The organism is Eubacterium sp. AM05-23 (assembly GCF_003477535.1).
GTDB classification, from domain to species: domain Bacteria; phylum Bacillota; class Clostridia; order Eubacteriales; family Eubacteriaceae; genus Eubacterium; species Eubacterium maltosivorans.
This window is the reverse complement of sequence record NZ_QUDF01000006.1, coordinates 259,066-280,067: the sequence shown is the minus strand read 5'-3', so window position 1 is coordinate 280,067 and position 21,002 is coordinate 259,066. Positions and strand designations below refer to the sequence as shown.

At 49.4% G+C, this 21,002-nt stretch carries 13 protein-coding genes; 5 read left to right on the top strand and 8 right to left on the bottom strand.

Annotated elements, in window-relative coordinates:
- Nucleotides 1-193 precede the first annotated feature (193 nt).
- Nucleotides 194-1,312 carry a sigma-70 family RNA polymerase sigma factor gene (locus tag DW091_RS10585; protein ID WP_118518126.1) on the top strand — a complete coding sequence of 373 codons (1,119 nt, stop codon included), beginning with the start codon at nucleotides 194-196 and terminating at the stop codon, nucleotides 1,310-1,312.
- Between the two features lie 69 nt (nucleotides 1,313-1,381).
- On the opposite strand, the gene DW091_RS10580 is transcribed toward DW091_RS10585, so the two are convergent.
- Nucleotides 1,382-8,146, bottom strand: a complete 6,765-nt coding sequence (locus DW091_RS10580; RefSeq protein WP_118518125.1) for an InlB B-repeat-containing protein — start codon at nucleotides 8,144-8,146, stop codon at nucleotides 1,382-1,384.
- A 244-nt stretch (nucleotides 8,147-8,390) separates the two neighbouring features.
- Between DW091_RS10580 and DW091_RS10575 the strand changes: the two genes are divergently transcribed.
- Nucleotides 8,391-9,440, top strand: coding sequence for a sigma-70 family RNA polymerase sigma factor (locus DW091_RS10575; protein ID WP_118518124.1), 1,050 nt, complete (start codon nucleotides 8,391-8,393; stop codon nucleotides 9,438-9,440).
- 100 nt (nucleotides 9,441-9,540) lie between these two features.
- On the opposite strand, the gene DW091_RS10570 is transcribed toward DW091_RS10575, so the two are convergent.
- From DW091_RS10570 to DW091_RS10555, 4 genes are read right to left on the bottom strand one after another with little or no spacing between them, the layout of a single operon-like run.
- A complete protein-coding gene (locus DW091_RS10570) occupies nucleotides 9,541-10,764 on the bottom strand; it encodes an FAD-dependent oxidoreductase (protein ID WP_118518123.1) in 1,224 nt (407 codons plus the stop codon).
- Between the two features lie 19 nt (nucleotides 10,765-10,783).
- On the bottom strand, nucleotides 10,784-11,332 hold the full coding sequence (locus DW091_RS10565) for a YeeE/YedE thiosulfate transporter family protein (protein ID WP_074616371.1): 549 nt from the start codon (nucleotides 11,330-11,332) through the stop codon (nucleotides 10,784-10,786).
- Nucleotides 11,333-11,358: 26 nt separating this feature from the next.
- Complete coding sequence (locus tag DW091_RS10560; RefSeq protein ID WP_058692982.1) at nucleotides 11,359-11,586, bottom strand: sulfurtransferase TusA family protein; 228 nt, start codon at nucleotides 11,584-11,586, stop codon at nucleotides 11,359-11,361.
- 44 nt (nucleotides 11,587-11,630) lie between these two features.
- Nucleotides 11,631-12,311 (bottom strand): YeeE/YedE thiosulfate transporter family protein, encoded by a 681-nt coding sequence (locus tag DW091_RS10555; RefSeq protein ID WP_083337015.1) that lies wholly within the window; start codon nucleotides 12,309-12,311, stop codon nucleotides 11,631-11,633.
- Nucleotides 12,312-12,489: 178 nt separating this feature from the next.
- On the opposite strand from DW091_RS10555, the gene DW091_RS10550 reads away from it, so the two are divergent.
- Nucleotides 12,490-13,389, top strand: coding sequence for a LysR family transcriptional regulator (locus DW091_RS10550; protein WP_118518122.1), 900 nt, complete (start codon nucleotides 12,490-12,492; stop codon nucleotides 13,387-13,389).
- Here DW091_RS10550 and DW091_RS10545 read toward each other — a convergent pair.
- The 3 genes from DW091_RS10545 to DW091_RS10535 all read right to left on the bottom strand — a co-directional run bounded on the left by DW091_RS10545 (nucleotide 13,379) and on the right by DW091_RS10535 (nucleotide 16,784).
- On the bottom strand, nucleotides 13,379-13,594 hold the full coding sequence (locus tag DW091_RS10545) for a sulfurtransferase TusA family protein (protein ID WP_118518121.1): 216 nt from the start codon (nucleotides 13,592-13,594) through the stop codon (nucleotides 13,379-13,381). The two genes, DW091_RS10550 and DW091_RS10545, sit on opposite strands and share 11 nt — an antisense overlap.
- Nucleotides 13,595-13,649: 55 nt before the next feature.
- Complete coding sequence (locus tag DW091_RS10540; protein ID WP_118518120.1) at nucleotides 13,650-14,930, bottom strand: phosphotransferase; 1,281 nt, start codon at nucleotides 14,928-14,930, stop codon at nucleotides 13,650-13,652.
- A gap of 108 nt (nucleotides 14,931-15,038) precedes the next feature.
- Nucleotides 15,039-16,784, bottom strand: coding sequence for a sigma 54-interacting transcriptional regulator (locus DW091_RS10535; protein ID WP_058692978.1), 1,746 nt, complete (start codon nucleotides 16,782-16,784; stop codon nucleotides 15,039-15,041).
- Between the two features lie 358 nt (nucleotides 16,785-17,142).
- On the opposite strand from DW091_RS10535, the gene DW091_RS10530 reads away from it, so the two are divergent.
- Both DW091_RS10530 and ilvD read left to right on the top strand, forming a co-directional pair.
- On the top strand, nucleotides 17,143-19,116 hold the full coding sequence (locus DW091_RS10530; RefSeq protein ID WP_118518119.1) for a dihydrodipicolinate synthase family protein: 1,974 nt from the start codon (nucleotides 17,143-17,145) through the stop codon (nucleotides 19,114-19,116).
- 155 nt (nucleotides 19,117-19,271) lie between these two features.
- On the top strand, nucleotides 19,272-20,987 hold the full coding sequence (gene ilvD, locus DW091_RS10525; RefSeq protein ID WP_118518118.1) for a dihydroxy-acid dehydratase: 1,716 nt from the start codon (nucleotides 19,272-19,274) through the stop codon (nucleotides 20,985-20,987).
- Nucleotides 20,988-21,002 lie beyond the last annotated feature (15 nt).

Sequence of the window (21,002 nt, the reverse complement as noted above, 5' to 3'; positions counted from 1 at the left end):
GATTTTTTCGACGAGCACAGGCGCTGATTCTTTTAAACCGTTAATAAGACGCACAGACTTTTCAAAAAGGTTCATTTTTTCTGAATTCTTAAGAAAAAAATTTTCTTATGGCTGGTCTTAATGTTTTTAAACTTGACAAGCCAGGCAGATTAGCTTACAGTTTAGTTAGATAAGGTAAAAAGGAAGGTTTTTAATGAAAAATTTAGATTACGAGCAGCTTGGCGCGCTGGTTGTAAGCGTTCAGGAGGGCAATAAAGCAGACTTTGAAAGGCTCTACCGATTAACCTATGATTCACAGTATTTTCTGGCTTCACAGATTATGGAAGATCCCTATCTGGCAGAGGACGTCATTCAAGATGTGTACATAAAGCTCTTAAGCAACATTGATACCATCAGAAAGCCGGGAATGCTTATCTCCTATCTCAACCGAATGACCTACAATACCTGTATCTCTTACAAACGAAAGCAATACTATATTGTGGAAAAACCGTCAGAGGACAGCTATCTGGATTCTCTCAGCAGCACACACTCGTATTATCCCGAACCGGCTGAAAAGCTTATGCATCAGGAAACCAGCCTGGAACTCTTAAGCTTTTTGTCGCTTCTTTCAGACCGTGACAGAGCCATCTTCATTCTTCGCTACCGCGAGGATATGAAGCTTAAGGACATCGCCCTTTCTCTGGACTGCTCACTGAGTACCGTTAAACGGCAGCTAAAAAAAATCCGTCAGTTATTTGTCGAAAAGCTGGGGAAGGAGCGCAGTCCGGCTTTTTTTCTTATGCCCGCGCTCAAAACCTCAGCTGCCGGCTTTGCTTTTGAAAGCTCCGGGGCTTCTGCCCTTTTAAATAAAATAATGACTCAGCCAGAGGGCTTTGCAGCTTCGCAAAATCCAAACACCTTCCAAAGTTTTTTAAACACCGCCGAGCGTATAAAAAGACAACAGCATCTAAAATGGCTTCTCCCACCGGTTTTTGCGTTTGTATCCATATTACTTGTTCTGCCCGCTGCCCTGAGCGATCTGGTATTTTCTGCTGCTGAACCCATAACGGTAGCAGACACAACCATTCCTGAGCTGCTCTCCTATCAAGCAACCCCGACAACTCTTTCGGTTATCCTTTATGACGAAGGCTCTGGTGTTAATTTTGCGTCCATCTACGCTGTCACCAGCCAAGGTGAAGTTATCTATCCCGAAAGCACATCCCCCGAGCAAAACGGTATTACCTTTTCGCTTCCGGAGCGTCCCGGCCAGCTGGAGGTTTATGTTTCAGACTATGCTGGAAATCTCGGACGATCAATTGTAATAATCGAATAAAATAAAACGCCCGTTCCAGCCTGTGGTAAGTGCACAGTGCCAAAACGGGCGTTGTTTTTTCATAAAAAGCTATTCAATTTCTTCTTCCGGAGCGTCCTCGTTTTCTTTAGAAAGCCGCCGAGCCGCCAATTGACAGACTATCAAGGCGAGAAACAAAATACTCCAGCTGTCAAATATCACAAAGCGTAAAATCAAGGGCTGTGTCAGTAAAAACAGCAGTAAAGATGTGATTGCGGCCATCATTACAACCATCCTTGCTTTTTTCTTTCTTCTGAACACAAGCCCTTCCGCCGCCAGCGCGGCCGACAGGGCTGTCAAAATCAAATCTGCCAGTGCCATTCTGTCACTTTTGAGTGGCCACTGCCCGTTCAGAAGCTTTGCGAGCAGGGCCGTCCTTCCCGCTCCGCTTTCACGCAGTCCTGTATTTGGTGCAAAACCGCTCAGAACAATTTTTTTACTTGAAACACTTTCCGCAGAAGGTGTTTCTTCTTTTTCTGTCATACCTTCGTCAGGATACATAGGCTTCATAGAACTGCCGTTATCTCCTTCTTCCAGTTTATTCCCATCCTCAGGCCCGCCGTCAGTTTCTGGGGGAACACTGCTCTCAATGGGTTCAAAAAATATTTCTATTTCCTGATCTTCTGTAACTTTTTTCAGCTCAAGGCTTGTCTTATTTAACAGGTCAGGGCGAGTTGTCCCATTGATCAAAATTTTGCCAACACGCCAGCCTTCCTCGGGCTGCCAGTTAACTGTGTAGCTTTCGCCCTTTAAAACAGTCGCTGACGCGCTCACTTTTCCAGAACCTCCGGTAACAGCCACGCGGACCGTACAGGTTTCCACAGGGATTACCGGTTCACCGTCTTTTTCAAAAATCACCTGTACCTGGTGGTTTCCTGAAAGCTGTTTGAAAACAATTTTTCCCTCTTTAATAAACTCTGGACGGCTCACACCGTCGATTTCCACACGCGTTACCTTATAGCCGGGATCTGGGGCAAAAACAACCTCATGGTCTGAACCCGCTTTGATGGCCGTGGTGGGAGTGATGCTGCCGTTTCCTTGCCTGAAGGTTTCGACCACATAATTTTCAGGGGTAATGCTCCCGCTGTCCTTTTGGAATACTACGGTCACCGTATGATTTCGGTCTATTTTTTCAAAAACCACACTTCCTTCTGAACCCGGCTTTTGCAGATCACCCCGCACAATTCCGTCGATAATAACGGTTGATACTTCGTAACCCTCAAATGCTTTCCAGTGCACCACAGCGTCGCTGCCTTCCTGTACTGTCACAGCAGGGTCAATACTGCCGCCGCCTCTGGCGGCTGTGCTGACCGTAAACTGGCCCTTTTCAGGCTCCTTTTGCTCAATAACTCCCAAAACAATTTCGATGCGGTGATCTGACTGAATATCGTCAAACGCGTATTCAAAGCTGGCAGCCAGCTCTGGATGGCTGACGCCGTCGACGTTGACCGCTTTCACCTCGTAGAGCAGAGCGTCATAGCTCCACTGCACCGGCACTGAGGAGCCGGCCGCCAGATGGTACTGCGACGGGGTGATGTCTGCCCCCGCGGCGCCAGTAATGACTGTCTGAATATTATAGTACACAGGCGCCTCGCCGCCAGATGGGTCATCTGTCTCAAGGTCGCCGTGTTTTAATACCACTGTGATATCGTAAGCATCGCAGATATCACTGAGAACTAGGCTGTTATCCTGTACCGCTGCTGAGAGGTCATTTCTTAAAACACCATTTACCCGGATATCCACATGGTCAACGACAAAGCCTGGATCCGGGCTCCAGTTAATCTGGATACCTTCTCCTCTGGCAACAGCACCTCCCGGCGTAATTGTGCCTGTGCCGCCTTCAATATGTGTTGAAACGTGAAACAAATCCTCCGCTGGCGTTTCAATCTCACCTTCTTTTACAAACGTCACCTTAACCTGATGATCTTCAACAATGCCCTCAAAGGGTATGACAATATTTTGATTTTCATCAACAGTAACCTGATGTTCTGCCGGATCGGCCAGAGTGCTCATGAGCATGGCATTTTGCGGGATAGCCGGATCTGTAAACTCTCCTGCTACCTCGCCGTCAAGCTCTACCCGCCGCAGATACCAGCCCTGGGCCGGCGCTGCCTTAACGGTGTAGCTGTCTTTATAAAAAACGGTTTTGGACGGATCAATGCTACCCTGTCCCACTCTGCTGGTCTCAACCACGCGCAGGTTTGGCTTGAGCTTTACTTCCACCCGGCTGTCCTGCTGGATGTTTTCAAAAAATGTTTCCTCTTTGCCCAGGTCCTGGGGCGCGCCGTTGATCTTGATTTCCTCCACAACATAATGTTCATCCTCTGGCCCTTTCCACTCAACCTTGTACTGGTCGCCTTCCTCTACCACTGCCGAGCCAGTAATCACACCTGGCCCTCCGGTGAGTGCTGTCTCAATTTTGTACTGCTTTTTATCCGGGTCATCCGGTTTTTCCGGATAGTCAAAGACAACATCCACGGTATGATCCTTTGAAATGTTGTCAAAACGCCACTGGCCGGCCGCGATTTCATCGGCGGTCAGCGTCTGCTCATCCGGGGTTTCCTTGTCGATGACCACTGCCTTTACAAGATAGCCGCTGTCTGGTGCTGCGGACCACTCGACCACTGGACTGGTGTTTTTGACCACCACAGCGGTGGGGGTAAGGGCAGTGGCGCCTCCTGAAACATCACCGCCAGTCTGGCGGGTAGTAACGGTCCAGAAGCCTGGTGTTGACCCGGCGTCCAGCTCTGGCGCTGCCGCTTCAAATACAACGATGACCTCATGGTCGCTTCCGATCTGGTTAAAATCAATTTTGCCCGAATCGCTCACTGGATGCGCCACACCGTCCACCGTGATGCTCGCAACGCGGTAACCGTCGGCGGCTTTCCATTCAACCTGATAATTTTTCCCTTCCTCAACCGTCGCTGTTTTTGTAAGCGTGGACAGGTCTCCGCCGCCGGTTTTCGTTGTGGCCACAGTATACCAGGGCTTTTCAGGGCTACTTCCGCTGTCCTTATCAAAGGAAACATAGACCTGGTGATTTTCGTGAATATCCTTAAAGGCAATATCGCCGCCTCTTCCGCTGTTCAGCAGGTCATCCCGCACAACGCCGTCAATCATAACCCGGGTCGTTTTATAGCCGCTGTCCGGCTGCCAGCTGACCACTGTGTTCTCTCCAGCCGGGTAAATACCAAGCCCGTTAGTAAAGCTTCCGTGGCCGTATTTACTTCCCGAAATGGTGTAGACCCTCTGATTATAAGTTCCTGTGATCACACCGTGATCCTCTTTTAAATCTCCTGGATTAAAAACAGTCTGGTTATTTACCGGATTACCGTCAGCATCGACATAACCGGTAAATTCCCATTTCTGACCGCTTTCATCTGTCCAGTACTGGGGCGGTGAAGGCAGGCGGTCGCCAAGGGGTGTGCTGTATGGCACATCCTCGACAACCCTGTCAGGCTTTGACGGATCTTTTGCGTCCGGGGTTAAAAACACATCCAGGCTGTAGGGATCTTTAGACCAACAGGCATAATAGGTCTCATCGCTCCCGACCACTGGATTTTCCGGAAGCTTCTCTGTACCTTCAGGACTCCTGAACCATCCAGTAAAAGTATAGCCCTCCCGCACAGGCGGTTTTAGCTGCTCATCACTCAAAACGCTGCCGTAGGCGATATTTTCCAGCAGGCTTTCATTGTCTGTTCCGTCATTATGCTTCAGTGTAACTGTAAAGGTCTTGATGCGCCATACGGCGTAGTAGTCCTTGGTTTGGTCAAAGGTTCCGTTCTCAGGATATTCGCTGTCAAAGGCTTCGTCCGGTTTTAATACTGGCTTCTGTTCACTGCTGTATCCCACAAAAATATGTCCGGGGCGCTCTCCTGCGTCCGGCGGGGGAAGCAGAGCGGCGCCGTACTGGTAGGTGACTGCACCGCCAATCTGCGGCCCCTTACCATCGTTATCGGGACTTCCGTCATTTTTATAAAAGCTCAATATGCCTTCAGAGGGCCGGTAAACCGGATACACCTGGATGGTTCCGTTGTTCTCCGTCTCACCCACAAGGGTCTCGTCAATGACGGTATCGCCCTTCAGTGAGGGCACCGCGCCGGGGTTGTCTGCCGGATTTTCTGTGCTCCAGCCCGCAAACACATAGCCCTCCTGTTCCGGAGCCTGCGGTATACTGTCGCCCAGAGCTTCACCGTAGGTTCCGCTCACTGTGACGGACGGGGCTTCTCCTGGCATATTAAACTCGAAATTATAGCTGTATGGTTTCCACAGGGCATGGACCAGCACATCACTTTCCATGACCGTATCTTTTTTAAACGCCACGGTGTTATTTTTTTCCTTGGTGTAGTCTGCCTCGGTAGCGTCTGGACGGGTTGACCAGCCGATAAAGCGGTAGCCCTTACGCGATGGATCCTGCGGCATTTTATCGCCAATGGCATCGCCCACCTTCAGGGTATCCTCTGGCGGCTTCAGTTCTGCGTAGGTGCTGCTGTTTTCACCGCTTTCCTCTGTGTGAATACTGTCATTCCATTTAAAAACAGCTGTGAGTCCGTCACGCACAGTAACCTTTTTACTGTTTTTAAGAATCATATCCGGATCGGTGTCATTGACCTGCCAGGAATAGGTAAGGGTATAAACGCCCTTATCCGCTTCGGTAAAAGCTGTAATGCCGTTAAACAAATCGGCATAATATTGGGTATTACCGCCTGTAAGAAGATCCTCGCTCTGGGTGCCGTCGGGAAGGGTTTTTGTAATGACCACGCTGATTTTCCCAGTCACTTCCTGCCCGCCGTACTGGATCACCACCGGCTGGTCTTTATAGCCGTTACCCTCAGGATAGGGGTAGGAGGGGAGTGTGGCCGGGTTTTTGCTCAGGGTCGCCGCGTCGGTCTTGGCCAGCTTCACGCCGTCAACATGGTCGTACAGCGTTTCCTCGCCGGTCAGAGACGGGTAGAGCACCGCGTCCTTTCCTGCTCCCAGACTTGAATCGCCCTCCTGATCCAGCGACAGGATCACTGTAGGTACAAAGCGCACGGCATGATTTCCTGAATACCACTTTCCGTTCTCGTAAAGGTCTGCTTCGATTCTGGCCCAGCCGATGCCGGGCGTCATATTTGAAACATGATCCTTTGAGCCGCTGTCTGAAATGGTGAGAATGTCACTGCCAAAGGGCCCCACGATGTTGTCTGGGTGGGCCGTATCCTGCTCCCAGGTGAAATGTACCAGGCCATTTTTGCCCTCGCCAGTGTTCTCATCATTGGACATGGGGAACAGGTCCGTGATTTCCCGCACAGTATCATAGTTCTTACTGTTAGGATCACCCCCGGTCTGGTCTCTCAGAAAAGCAGTCGCCACGGATGCCTGAGAATAAACCTTGGCGGTAGCGATATCATCCGGATCAGTGAAGGCAGAGCCTGTGGAGAATACCTTGAGCTGTGGGTAACGCCCTTCCTGAAAATCCCAGACTTCCGGGTCAAAGCCAGACAGCTCAACACCTGTCAAGTTCTTGGTTGTTAAACCCTTAACTTCTGCGGTTCCACCGCCAAACTCACGGCGTGCGCTTGTCTGTTTATCGTAGTAGCAATTTGTAAAGCTGCGGCTGTTAGCGCCTATAAAGCCGCCTATATTGCTATAGGAATTATTAGATGTTGTCAATGCTCCGACTTCACCCACAGCGTAACAATTTGAAAATACAGCTGCTGTCCCATCGCTATACCCGGCAAAACCGCCATAATTACTTCCAGCCTCGTTGATAACCATGGCACTCGAATAGCAATTTTTAAATTGCGCGCTGTTGGCATCGCCAATAAATCCGCCAACTTGTGATCCTGTACCAACCACAAATCCCGCAGAGTAACAGTTTTCAAAAACAGATTTTATTCCTTCGCCCTGAAAAGAACCTATTTCAGACGTTCCATACATACTTACATTTGTAAAGACATTTGTAACCTTTACACCTGCGTTTGTGCACCCAACGACACCGCCTGCATGACTAGTGACAACTAAAAGCGAGTCCACCACATAGCTATTTGAGATTTCACCTGTAGCGGCGCCGGCGATTGTCGCCGAATGAGCATTTCCCTTAACCTGGACATTCTTAATATGGCAGCCGGTGATGTTGGAATTATACCCTGAACCCGCAAGGCCCCCCGCAAAGTCGCCGCCTCTTACCACGCCGTTTTCGAGCCCGACGTTTGTCATAACTGACGGAATGGCTTCGGTACTGCCGCTTGTGCTGGCAACAACCCCAACTGCTCCGCTGCCGTATATTTTAAAGGTGTCAAAGGTGATATCCCGGAGCACAGCTCCGAGTCCCAGGTTGACAAAGCCTGTGTTCGCGGACAGATTGTAGATGGTGTGGCCGTTTCCGTTCACCTCGCAGTTTTTCAGTGTCACAATACTCCATAATTTATAATCACCGTTGGCGATATCGGCTGTGTCATTGGCGGTACCATCGAAATTTGTTGTTTTAATCTCTCCGCCCATGTCCAGATCACACATGAGCTCGACATTTTTACTGCCGCTCAAGGCCCAGCGCAGCTCCTCCGGTGTCCATATTTCATAGACGGTCGTGCTGCCTTCCTTCAGCCTTGCCACTTTGGCACTGCCGTCCCAACGGGGAACTGCACTGCCAGTGGCAGTGTCACCCATACCTGACGTATCCTTCCGGCTGATCTTTCGGATGCCGTCCTCCCATACCTGCTGTCTTGTCTGGGCCTGGACTTTACGGGGCGTTAATGTTCCGATAAGGCCCAGAGCCAGTACAAACGCCATGACAAAGCACATGAAGCGTCTGATCTCTTTTCGCTGTTGCATTTTCTTTTTACCTCTCTCTTTCACTATTATAAAATATTTTAACGAAGCCCGCCATCTTAAATTTCAAGCCTCGGAATTCAGGGATTTTATTGGAGTAAGACGCAGTACGCATATAGAGGGGTCATCTTTTTTGAAAAATTTTTTAAAGTTTAAGAAAAGTCTGAATTTGAGATTCTCAATTGACATTCTTTTGCATATTTAGTACATTTAGATATGAACTACTCAAACTGAAGGTGACAGAATAATGGAAATTTTTGATTATAAACGCCATGAGCCCATCGTGTCACGGGCCATAGCAGGAGATTCCGAGGCATTTTCGGAGCTTTACCGCCTGACATGGCGGCGGCAGTACGTCATTGTCAAAAAATATTTTAACTCAGATATTTTAGCAGAGGATATCCTTCAGGATATTTATGTCAAGCTGCTTCAGTCTATCTCAACCCTTAAAAACCCTAAAACCTTTATGGCGTTTCTAAATCGGATTACTTATAATACCTGTATTTCCTATTATCGGAAAAAGGAACCTCAAAATGAGCAGCACTGTTCGGATGACACGCTTTTTTTAAATCAACCCGAAATGGATCTTGTCTTTATCCCAGAGGAAAAAGCATTGCGCGATGAACGCTATTCGGCATTGGCAGAGGCGATGAAAACACTTTCGGCAGATGAACGTTTTCTGCTGTCCATGCGCTATTACCAAAATCATAAGCTCTCAGAAATCGCGGAAATTATGAACTGCTCCCTCAGCACCGTAAAACGCCGATTGAATACCGCGCAGAAAACACTTCATCAATACTTTTCTCAGCGTGGGCTTTACAGCTTTCAAATTAGTCTGCTGCCAGCTATGTTCAAGCTCTCCGAAGGCGCTCTTCCCGAAACGCTGCCTTTTTTATCAGCGCTTCCTGAGGCAACCGCACAGCCCCCGGCAAAAAATATTTCTTCCAAAAAGCGCGGAATTTGGTGGATTCCCGCTGTCTTTGCTGCTGTTATAGGTCTCATTCTGGGCGTATCCAGTCTCAATCCGGAAAATACCGGCTCAATTGAGGATACCGAACCACCTGTTCTCTCAGGCTACTCCTCCAGCGATAAGGAACTCACCTTTACGCTAAAGGACAATCAAAGCGGCATTAACCCAGACAGTGTTTATGGGCTTGACGCCGATGGAAATCAATATTTCCCTGCGCATAAATCGGGCAGCACCTTTGTTTTTGAAATTCCTGACAAAAATCTGACGCTTTTTTCCAGTGATTTTGCTGGAAATCAGAGCAGCGCTGCGCTTACCATATCAGAATAAATTAAAAAAAGCCCCGCCTTTTTCAGCGGGGCTTCTTTATCTAAGTGGTCTAAGTTGGGTGTATTAACGAGTTGGTTTAATCTTGATAATGGATTACGGTCTAATCTACCAGTCCTTCAAGCCCTTCCATGGAGATATTTTGAGTCAGGGTTTTCTGGACTTCGTTGTTTTTGATATAGAGGACCGCCGGCACTTCGGAGATGCCCAAACGTCTGGCAATGCCGTCGGATTTGTAAATATCCACATTGGTGACGTGGAGGTCACCTGCGTGTTTTTCCTGGAAGGCTTCAACGGTGGTCATGAGCTCACGGCAGTTGGGATCTACCGCGTTCCATACATAGACGACGGAGGGTTCGCCATTGTTGAGCACCTGGCTTTCGTAGATTTCCAGTTCGGAGATATATTTTTCTGCGCCGTAGCCGGCAATGGCGCCGTCGCCTACGGCTGTGGCAACCTGTTTTAAGAATTTATCACGGACGTCGCCTGCGGCAAGAACACCTGGCACGTTGGTTTCCATCCGTTCGTTGGTAATGAGATAACCGCCGCGGTTCATATCCAGAATATCCTTAAACCATTCGGTATTGGGGAGATAGCCGATAAAGAGGAAACAGGTATCTACCTTGACGGGGATGGACTCCTCGGTTTTAATGTTTTTCAGCACGACAGTATCCAGGTGCTCGTCGCCCTCAAAGCGTTCGGCAACGGTATTCCAGATAAATTCCATCTTTGGATTTTCCAGGGCCTGGGCCTTGGCGATCTCGTTGCAGTCCATTTTGCCTTCCTCATGCATAACGGAAACGATGACCTTGTCCGCGAATTTTGTCAGGAAGGTGCCTTCCTCAATGGCCGCGTCACCGCTGCCGATGACCATAACGGTCTTTCCGGTGTTGGCGGCCGCGTCACAGGTCGCGCAGAAGGAGATACCCTTGTCGTACAGATATTTATCCTCGTTTTCAGCGCCGGTCAGACGCGGCTTTCCGCCGGTGGCCACAATGACGACCTTGGCCTCAAAGCGGTTTCTGAAAGTTTCAACCACCTTGGTTTCGCCGGAGAAATCTACGGAGCGCACATCGGTCAGCTTAAATTTCACGCCGAATTTCTTGGCCTGTTCATGGAATAAATCCATGAGCCCCAGACCGCTTGAGCCTTCTGGAAAACCGGGATAGTTTTCAATTTCACTGGTATAGGTGGCAAGCCCCCCCACCAGTGCCTTTTCGATCAGCAGGGTTTTCAGGCGGGCACGCCCGCAGTAGATCCCCGCGGTCAGGCCAGCAGCGCCGCCGCCGATTATTACAACATCATACTGCTCTGTTTTCTTATTCATTCCATACTCCTAATTGATTTTACATAAAATACTTTGCCAGCAGTTTACTGCCGATAAAGGCGCCGACCATCAGGAAGGCTGCGAAAATCCAGCCGGAAAGGGACAGGGAAGAGATTCCGCTGTACAGCGCTCCAATATTACAGCCGTGGGCCATTCTGGCGCCATAACCCATGAGCAGCCCGCCTAAGATGGCGGCCACTACCTGACGGATAGACTTGATCTTTTTAATTTTAAACTGTGATGCGTAGAGCGTGGCCAGCAATGCTCCAACGATGATTCCAATATTTCGGATAGAACCGCCGTCGTGCAGAAAGCCTGCGGCCAGGGTATGCTGCGCCTTTTCGCCTGCAAAATAAGCCCAGGAGCTCACATCCCCGCCAAGGCCCTGGTATATCCAGGCGCCCCAGTCCGCAAAAGCGCTGGTAACGCCCCAGGCACTGCCGAGGGACGCCAGGTGCGCGATCTGGAAAACAGACAGGAGCACCGCGCCAGCCACATAGGTCAAAGGCTCTTTCATCAATTTTTTATAAAAATCATTTTTACTGAGCTTTTGAAAAAATTCTTTCACAATAACAACCTCCCCCTCATATTGGGTTATTTGGTTTTTTCAATCACAACTTCCCATTCGCCATCGTCCACTTCCTCGATTTCGACGTTATGGCCCTGAGCGCGCGCCCATTCCGGCACATTTTTCATGGCACAGCTGTGGTCAATAGAGACGATTAACAGATCGCCGACATTCAGTTTTGCCAGTTCCTTTTCAGTTTTCATCAATGGCACTGGACAGGCTTCACCTAAACAATCTAACGTATATTCACTCATTTTAATTTCTCCTTTTTCTTATAATTTCTTTTTTGAATTCCAAATTAATCCGCTGTTCCCATCTTCTTTTTCTGCCACTGCCTTGCGGCAATATACAGCAGAAGAATAATTAATCCCTGGACGACTAAAGCGCCAAACCATCCAAACACATCCGGTAAAAAGATCTTGGGCGCGTTGGTGTTAAAGACACCGTCCCAAAATCCCATGTCGTGAGCGCCCCAGAAGGAACCGACCACAAAGAACACCAAAGCCAGCATCTGCATGGTGAACCCTTCACCGACACGCATCAGCGTTCCAGAGGCACAGCCCCCGGCGATGACCATGCCGATACCGAAGAACACCGCCCCCAGCGCCAGCGGCAAACTGATGGGCGCTACTGAGCTCATGCCCGGTATTTCCTGACCGTTTAGGTAGGCACCATACTTGATGGCTGTAAACCCAATGGTCGTCACCGCAAAGGCGATGAGCACCGCCCGGGTCAGTGAGGTGCTCCCGGTAAGGCTCGGGTCACGCACCGATGCGGTAAAGCAGAAGCGCGCCCGCTGAAGGATAAAACCAAAGCAGAGCCCGATAATCCAGTAGACTGGCAGTTTCTCGCTTCCCAGTCCAAGATAGACGCCCGCGATTACGACTAAAATCGTTACCACAATGGCGATGGGTATCTGGTTTTTTTTCGGCTTCCTCGGCGCGCGGGTCCTGGTAGACCGCTGAATCTTTTCTTCCAAATCCTTTCCCCTCCTTTGTTAAAAAACTATCAACTTTTGATGATTCCATTATAGCACCTCATCAGTAATTTGAATAACATTGAAAAGCGATTCAGCATAAGAAAAACTGATGGCAGAATTTCCGCACCTTATTCCTGTTCTGTGATATACTGTAATCAATGACAAAGGAGGCAATGGCATGAATATCGAATCTTTGAGAATGTTTATAAAAATAGTGGACAATGGCAGCATCACCAAAACAGCTGAGCAGACTTATATCTCTCAGTCTGCTCTCAGCCAGCAGATCAAAACCATGGAGCAGCTTTTCAATACTCAGCTCATCGAGCGCAGCAACCGTGGCGTCACACTGACCTGTAACGGCAAGGTTGTCTACGAGTACGCCAGGCACCTGACCTCTACCTATGACAGCATGATCCGTGAAATTCAGGAAAATGAGGAGAGCAACCGCGTGCTTCATATTTTATCCACACACATCATCGCCTCCTATGCGCTGCCCTGCACCCTGTACTATGTAAAAAAGAATTTTCCAACTTACTCACTGGAAATCTCCTCGGTGGCGAGCGCCCGTATCGAGCAGCAGATCAACTGCGACCAGGGGGACATCGGCTTTATTTCCGGGCCGCCGTCAGACCCTTCACTGACAGGACAGAAGGTTTTCTCCGACGATGTTTTTTTGGTGGCCGGCAGTGAGATGAACATTGCCGACACCATTCATAAGGAGGACCTCTACCACCATCCGCTGCTGACCCTGACCTCAGACCAGCGCACCGAGCAGCACCTTGAAAAGCGTCTGTTCGAGGAGGGGATCGACCCTGATCGTCTGATGATCATGTTTAAGCAGGATTCCATCGAGTCCATCAAGCTTTCTACCATGAACGGTTACGGCATGGCCTTTCTCCCGTATATGTGCATAAAAAAAGAGCTGTATCACAAACAGCTCAAAATTATCGGGGTGGAGGAAATGGCCCTGCACAACGACTATTACATTATTAAGAAAAAGGCTTCGGAATACCGGGACCGGACCCTCCTGAAGCTGACCTCCTATATTGAAAAGATCCTGGCCGACACTATCTGCTGACTGTGATCTCCCAGACGCCGTTCATCACCTCGTCGCACAGGCAGGAAAACTGCCGGCTTTCGCAGAACTGCCGGATGGTTTTCACCGCGCAGCTGTGGTCCGTGACAAGCATGACACTGTCGCCGGGCTGCATCTTTTTTGTCTCCTTCTGAAGCTTCATAACCGGCAGGGGACAGATATCCCCGAGGCAATCGATGGTTTTCATTTATATCTCCTTGTACAAAGCCCCTCATATAAAATTTATATGAGGGGCTTTTATATTAATCAATAATCTTTATCAGTTTAAAGAAGTTTTCTGTAATCTGAACAATCGTGTCCACCATGTCGTCAATGCTTTCGATTTCCATGCGGTGCATGATCAGATAGTTGGCGATGGTGAGGGACAGGCGGCAGGCCTCGTTGCGTTTTTCCCGGTCCTCGATGGTGTCAAAGTCGGGGAGAGGGACAAGCCCGCCTACACGGCTCGTAATCTGGCATCCGGTAAAACCGCAGACCTCCTGAATAAAATTCCTGAGAATGGACTCGCGAAAATCGTCAAAATCGCGGTAGGTCACCTTTGCGTCCTTTTTCCAGCACTCGGTATAAACCGCATTGTAGGTATGGATAATGTCCCGCATATAGCCGAGAATAGTTTCCCTGAAATCCTTACAGAAATCCTCAGGGTAATCATCCATATAAAACCAGCGAATGTATTCATAGAGCACACTGCCCATGAGATAGCCAGTATCGGAGGATGAAGCCCCCATAAAGGCGTATTCCTGGTCAATAATTTTCATTTTTTCGTCGTTTATCATAATGTTGGAGGTGTGCAGGTCGCCGTGTACCAGACATTCGCAGTGCTTCATGTGAATGTCGCGCAGCTTGAGCATTTCGGTGCGGAAGGCCTTGCTTTTCCATGGCGCGTCGCCCATGGCCAGACGCTCGGGATCAGCGTTTGGATCATCGTGAGGATCATGGTCGTCGATAGCATGCTCATCTTTCAGGAACAGGCCGATCTCAAATACCAGACGCATATTGGGGTTCAGAAATTTTGCCTGAAGCTCCTTGTAAACCGTGGCGTCCAGATAATACTCGGAGGTGTAAAAGTTGGATTTAGCAATAAACTCGCCGATCTTCTTTGGAAAATCCGGAAATTTTTTGCCCTTCATCAGTTCAAACCGCAGAATTTTTAAATCGCTGCAATCCTCACAGAGGTAAATATGGTTGTCAAGGTCTACCTGATAGACCGCTGGAATATATTCCGGTGTGATGGCGCCCTTGATGCGCATGACATCCGCCTCCAGCGCGTTGCGGTCCTGTACAAAGGGGCCCACGCCTTCCTCAAAGGCCTTATAATAGGTCTTAGCCTGCTTGACGATCACGGATTTTCCGTTTTCGTCCCAGACACGGTACAGAAAATTGATAAAGCCGTCGCCGTCTTCCTCGCTTTCGCCGATTTCATACACGCTCAAACGCGCATCCGGCGCAAAATAATCCGTACACTCCTTTAAATAGTCCTTAACCGTTTCTTTGTTAATATCTTTAAAATTTTTACACCCCATGGCAATTCCCCCAAGCTGATACTAAACTTTTACTTATTTATTATATCACTATGGTGTCACCGGTTAAATGCACTTTTTGTGCTCATAAAGGCTAATTTTTGACTCTGGTTAGTTTTCGGCCCGGTATTTCTTGAGCAGTTTGGCCACAGTGGACTGATCGATTCCCAGTGCCTCGGCAGCCTTGTAGGTTGATCCGCAGGTCTCGTAGGCCCGCTGCACCAATATTTTTTCAAGGGTGCTTTTAGCTTCCTTGTATGGCATAATCCCGTTGCAGACAATGTTGAGTGAAGGCTTCTGGGCGTTATTCAATGCCTCGTGAAGGGTTTCGGAGTTAATCTCGTCGCCTTCGCTCATCACGATCAAGCGCTCCAGGGTGTGCTCCAGCTCACGCACGTTGCCTGGCCAGCTGTACTGGTATAGCTCATAGATAAGGTCCGGCGCCAGTTTTTTGTTCAAGCCATACTTGCTGTTAAATTTTTTTAAAAAGAATTCGATGAGCTCGGGAATATCCCCTGTGCGCTCACGCAGCGGGGGAATGGTCAGGTTAAAAACATTGAGCCGGTAAAACAGATCCTGCCTGAAGGTGCCCTCCTGCATCATTTTATCCAGATTCCTGTTCGTGGCAGATATGATGCGCACATCGGCCTTCTGTGGCTTTACGCCGCCTACCCGCACAAAGGTAGAGTCCTGGATAAAATCCAGCAGCTTGATCTGGAGAGGAAGCGGCATATCACCGATTTCATCAAGAAAGAGGGTGCCGCCGTTGGCCATCTCGACCTTGCCGACCTTGCCGCCTTTGGAAGCGCCAGTGAAAGCGCCCTCCTCATAACCGAAAAGCTCAGCCTCGATAAGGTTTTCTGGGATCAGCCCGCAGTTGATCTTGACAAAGGGCTGATGCCTCCGGTTGCTTAAATAGTGGATGCTCTTAGCGATAATTCCTTTGCCCACACCGGTTTCTCCCTGAATCAGAACAGTCATGTCAAGGGGTGCAGTGCGCCGGATGGAGCGCATAACTTTATACATTTCCGGGCTGTCAAAGTAGAAATTCATCTGCTCAAATTCTTTTTTCTGCATCCGCTCAATTTCCTCATCCTTTTGCCTGAGCTTGGCTTTTTTGGAGAGCAGCTGCTGGTTGAGCCTTAAAATCTCGCCCACATTTTTCGAGGTGCACACCGTATATTTTATCCCGCCGTTCTGGTCAAAAATAGGGATAGCGGTGCTCAGGCGCTCCTCTCCGTCCTTCAGGGTTGTCTGCATGTCCACTTTTTTCCTGATTTTTAATACCTCCAGGGCCGCGCTGGGATAAAAAATTTTCTTTTCCACCAGCTCTTCAAGACTCATACCCACCAGCTCTTTGGCCGGCAGCCCGATAAGATGCTCAGCCTTGGGATTCAGATAGGAGATACGGCCGTCTCCTGTGGAAACAACGATTTCTTCTTCAATATTTTCAAAAACCTGCTGAAATCCTTCAATGGATAAATCAAAGGTCCTGTTGGCAGACAGCAGTTCCCGTATGGCTTTTGTATAGTGGAGCACGCCGACGGGCTTTTCGTCTTTAAGGGCAATGATCAGCGTCCCTTCCGCCATTTCAGGAACCTGCTCAACCGGCAGATCTGCCGATAAAATTTTAAAGGCCATTCTTGAAACGCAATCCTCTAATGTGCTTTCACTGCCGCCGCTCTCCATATAAAGGCGCAGGAGCGCCCTGTCTGTAAATACCTTTTCAACCTGGCCGAGATCAGCCGCCAGTACGAACGCTGTATCCTGCCCCGAAAGTTTTTTGACCGCCTGCTCAAGGCCTTCCTCAAGGTCCGCGAGCAGATATTCTGAACTGCAGATATCACCTAAATTCATTTTCCCTCACCTTTTTACAACCAATACTTCCAAAACAAACCATCTTTTTGAGTGATGAATTCTATCATCACGGCAATGAATTTTTTCATCATTTCCCCGATGATAGCCTGTTAAAAAACTGTCTCAATTGTAACACTCGGCTTTATCCTTGACAAGCATGTCGTGTTTTTTACGCCTAAAATCAAGGGCTTCCAGCATTATACCTTAAATTTTACAAAAATTTTTTTGACATTTCTGCCTTTTGGCACACGCCTTGCGTTATAACTGAGTATCCGATAAAAAAGCTTTTGGCTGCCGGTATTCTCCAAAGCCAGCAAAGCATTTATCACATAAATATTAACCAACCGGGAGGAAGAGAATGTACAAAAAAAATGATATGGCCAGAAGACATGACCATGAACTCATCCGCAATCACGTGGCGATTTTTGACTTCACCATGGGCCTTGTGGAAATTACCGGAAAGGATGCACGCATCTTTTTAGATGAGATGTGTGTAAACGATTTGGCGCACCTGATCCCAGGTAAGGTCATGTACACTAGTATTTTAAACGAGGAAGCTGTGATGATCGACGATGTCACCTTCTACTGTTACAGCGATGAAAAATTCTGGATGATTTCACCCTTTAAGGACAACACACTTGAGTGGTTTGAAAAGCATAAAAACAAACGCGCGGTCCGCTTTGAAGACCTGAGCGACGAAATTTCCCTCTGGTCTGTCCAGGGTCCGGATTCCCGCCGTATGCTGGCATCCTACCTGAAGTGCGACATGACCGACATGAAGTACTACACCTTTATGGAAAATGAGGCCGGCGGTATTCCCATTATCCTGTCCCGCACTGGGTTCACCGGTGAGCTTGGCTTTGAAATTTTCGCAGACAGCGCCCGTATCAGCCAGATCGTCACAGACCTGCTGCGGATCGGGAAAAAATACGGTGTCCGCATTGTTGAAAGCGACGTCACCCTCGAGAGCGTTCCCACCGAAAAGGGACTCATCACTGTCCGGGATTTCGGTGGAACAAACCCGCTGGAAATGGGCATGGAATGGTCTGTCAACTGGGATAAGCCCTATTTCACTGGAAAAGAAAAGCTCCTCAAAATCAAGGAGAAGGGTCCTGAACGCAGACTCATGGGTTTTGTAGCCAGTGACGATGCCATCGACATCGAAAACGAAAGCCCGGTTTTAGTAAAGGAAAAGGTGATCGGAAAGGTCACTACCGCCAATTATGGCTACACAGTGGAAGAGAGCATTGGCTATTGCCTCATCGAATCCGGACACGCTAAAAACGGGGAGAAAGTTATGGTAAAAACCGGAGGACAGACTGTGGAAGTCACCCTCTGCGACCGTGTATTCTATGATCCCCAGCGACTGCGCATCAACGCTAAAATGGACATGGGCAATTTGAAGCAGCAAAACAGCCGAGCTTACCTGGAGGGAAAGGAGCTGCCAGCGGCCAAATCATTTAAAGGTGTGTATGCAGCCATGGTAACCCCCATGAATCGTGATGAAAGCCTGAACGTCGAATCGGTGAAAAAGCTGGTGGATCATCTTGCCGATGAAAGCCTTGACGGTATTCTGGTGGGCGGCAGCTCCGGCGAATATCCAGCCATGGGTATCGAGGAGAGAAAGCAACTGTTCAAGGCAGCTGTCAAAGCTGCAGATGGCCGTCTCAAGATCGCTGCCTGCTGCAGCGCCAACACCACCGCCGGCACTAAGGAGCTCTGCTCATACGCCGGCGAAATCGGTGTGGACTTCAACCTCATCATGACTCCCTTTGACCCGCCAACCACTGAGGAATCCATGGTAAACTACTATAAAGAAATCGCCCGCTTCTCAAAACCCGGCGTAATCATTTACCATTATCCGGATTACACCAATGTAACGCTGTCTGTGGAATCCATTGTTGAGCTGTCCAGAGAAAAGAATATCTGTGGCATTAAAAATGTAGCCGATCTTACCAGCACAGTGTCCATCATCAATGAAACCAGGGAGCAGGCCTTTGGCGTTTTGACCGGAACCGATGAAACCTTCCTCGGGACACTGGCCTGCGGCGGGCACGGTTTTATGGGTGTGGGCGCCTGCGCTGCTCCAAAACTCTGCCGCCGCCTGTACGATAGCTTTATGGCAGGAGATCTGCAAAAAGCCCAAGAATATCACCGCAGGCTCTGCAAGGTCATGGCGGTTATCTTTGGACACCCCTTCCCAAGCTCGCTGAAAGCAGCGGTTGAAATGCAGGGGATCGACTGCGGATTCCCGAGAAAGCCTGCTGCCGCCATCGATATCGACGGCAAACGCCAGCTCTACAGTGTTCTGGTAGAAGCCGGCATCATCTAAGCCCCTCTTTTAAATTATATAATGGAGAATGTATCATTAAGGACGGAGAATTGTTATGTGATTTTCAATTCTTCGTTCAAGATCCTCCATTCACAAACTTTTGTGTTATCCTATTTACCATAAAACAGGTTCACACAAAAAAGGAGCACAATATCATGCTTAAAAGTCAAAAAGCAAGAAAAGAAAATCCCGAGTTTGACCCCATGCGGCTGGGAACCGGATGGATCCCCGAGGAGCTGTCACAGCCTCAGATACTTTTAGAGAGTACCTTTGGCGACAGCCACCCTGGAAGCACCCATCTGAACGCCCTGGTCGACAGCGCCGGACTCGGTGTCTATAAAAAAAATGCCAAGCCAGCGGTCCATACTGCCACCGATATCTGCGACGGTGTGGCCTGCGGACACGAGGGCATCCGATACTCACTGGCCTCACGGGATATTATCTCATCACTGGTAGAGATTCATGCGAAATCCGCCCCTTATGACGGAATGGTTCTTTTTTCCTCCTGTGACAAAGCCGTACCCGCACACCTCATGACCATCGCCCGGCTCGATATTCCCGCCATCCACTTCTGCGGCGGCGCCATGATGCCTGGGCCAGAGTTCATCACCGGTGTCGTTGGCTATGAAACGCCCGGGCGGCTCGCGCGGGGAGAGATTACTCAGGATGACGCAGAATTTTTGCACTGTAACGCCTGTCCTACTCCTGGCTCCTGCCCGTATATGGGCACAGCTTCCACCATGCAGCTGCTTTCAGAAGCCCTTGGCCTCGCTCTTCCCGGCAACGCACTCATGCCTGCCTGGGCCGGTATGATCAGGGCATACGCTCAGAAAGCCGGACAGCGCATTGTTGAAATGGTGGAGGAAAGCCTGACGCCTCAGAAAATTCTCACTAAGCGCTCTTTTCTGAACGCCATCATGGTTCACGCTGCCGTTTCCGGCTCAACCAACGCAACCCTGCACATTCCTGCCATCGCAAAGCAGGCCGGAATTAACATTACTCTGTCGGATTTTGACCGTATCCACCGCCAGATACCTGTTCTGACATCACTGATCTCCAGCGGAAAATGGCCGACCTCTTATCTGTACTTTGCAGGCGGCGTGCCCGCCATCATGCGGGAGATTGCGAACTTCCTTTACCTGGACGAGATGACTGTCACAGGCAAAACCGTCGGGGAAAACCTCGCGGAGCTTGAGCGCACCGGCTTTTTCAGACATACTGCCAGCTATCTGAAAAACTTTGGCCACGAGCCGCGGGACATCATCCGCCCGCTGACAGATCCCTGCAAGCCTGACGGCGGTATGGCGGCCCTCTACGGAAACATCGCGCCTGGCGGCGCTGTCATCAAACATGCGTCGGCCGACCCGGCTACCCACATCTTTACTGGCCGTGCCAGAGTGTTCAACAATGAGGAGGACGCTGTAGAGGCCATCGAATCCGGCAGAATCGTACCGGGCGATGCCGTGGTGATTCGCTACGTCGGCCCAAGGGGATGCGGCATGCCCGAAATGTTCCGGGCTACCGAGACGCTGCACTACCATCCAGAGCTGCGCGCCAGCACTGCCATCATCACCGACGGTCGCTACTCCGGCGCCACCAGAGGCCCAGCCATCGGCCACGTCTCACCAGAAGCCGCCGTAGGCGGCCCCATCGCTCTTATCGAAGACGATGATATCATCGACATCAATGTACCCAAGCGCACCCTGAGGCTTGTTGGCGTAAAGGGAAAACGAGAGAGCGATGATGAAATGGCAGCGGTACTTGAAAAACGCAGAGCCATCTGGAAAAACCAGTCACCTGAGTACAATGGTGTTCTAGGATTGTTTACCCGTTATGCCGGAGACACAGCTTCCGGCGCAACACTGTTATAAGAAGGAGGGATAGAA

Coding starts and splice junctions, on each gene's coding strand:
- DW091_RS10585 (WP_118518126.1), top strand. CDS start 194: ATGAAAAATTTAGATTACGAGCAGCTTGGCGCGCTGGTTGTAAGCGTT.
- DW091_RS10580 (WP_118518125.1), bottom strand. CDS start 8,146: ATGCAACAGCGAAAAGAGATCAGACGCTTCATGTGCTTTGTCATGGCG.
- DW091_RS10575 (WP_118518124.1), top strand. CDS start 8,391: ATGGAAATTTTTGATTATAAACGCCATGAGCCCATCGTGTCACGGGCC.
- DW091_RS10570 (WP_118518123.1), bottom strand. CDS start 10,764: ATGAATAAGAAAACAGAGCAGTATGATGTTGTAATAATCGGCGGCGGC.
- DW091_RS10560 (WP_058692982.1), bottom strand. CDS start 11,586: ATGAGTGAATATACGTTAGATTGTTTAGGTGAAGCCTGTCCAGTGCCA.
- DW091_RS10550 (WP_118518122.1), top strand. CDS start 12,490: ATGAATATCGAATCTTTGAGAATGTTTATAAAAATAGTGGACAATGGC.
- DW091_RS10545 (WP_118518121.1), bottom strand. CDS start 13,594: ATGAAAACCATCGATTGCCTCGGGGATATCTGTCCCCTGCCGGTTATG.
- DW091_RS10540 (WP_118518120.1), bottom strand. CDS start 14,930: ATGGGGTGTAAAAATTTTAAAGATATTAACAAAGAAACGGTTAAGGAC.
- DW091_RS10535 (WP_058692978.1), bottom strand. CDS start 16,784: ATGAATTTAGGTGATATCTGCAGTTCAGAATATCTGCTCGCGGACCTT.
- DW091_RS10530 (WP_118518119.1), top strand. CDS start 17,143: ATGTACAAAAAAAATGATATGGCCAGAAGACATGACCATGAACTCATC.
- ilvD (WP_118518118.1), top strand. CDS start 19,272: ATGCTTAAAAGTCAAAAAGCAAGAAAAGAAAATCCCGAGTTTGACCCC.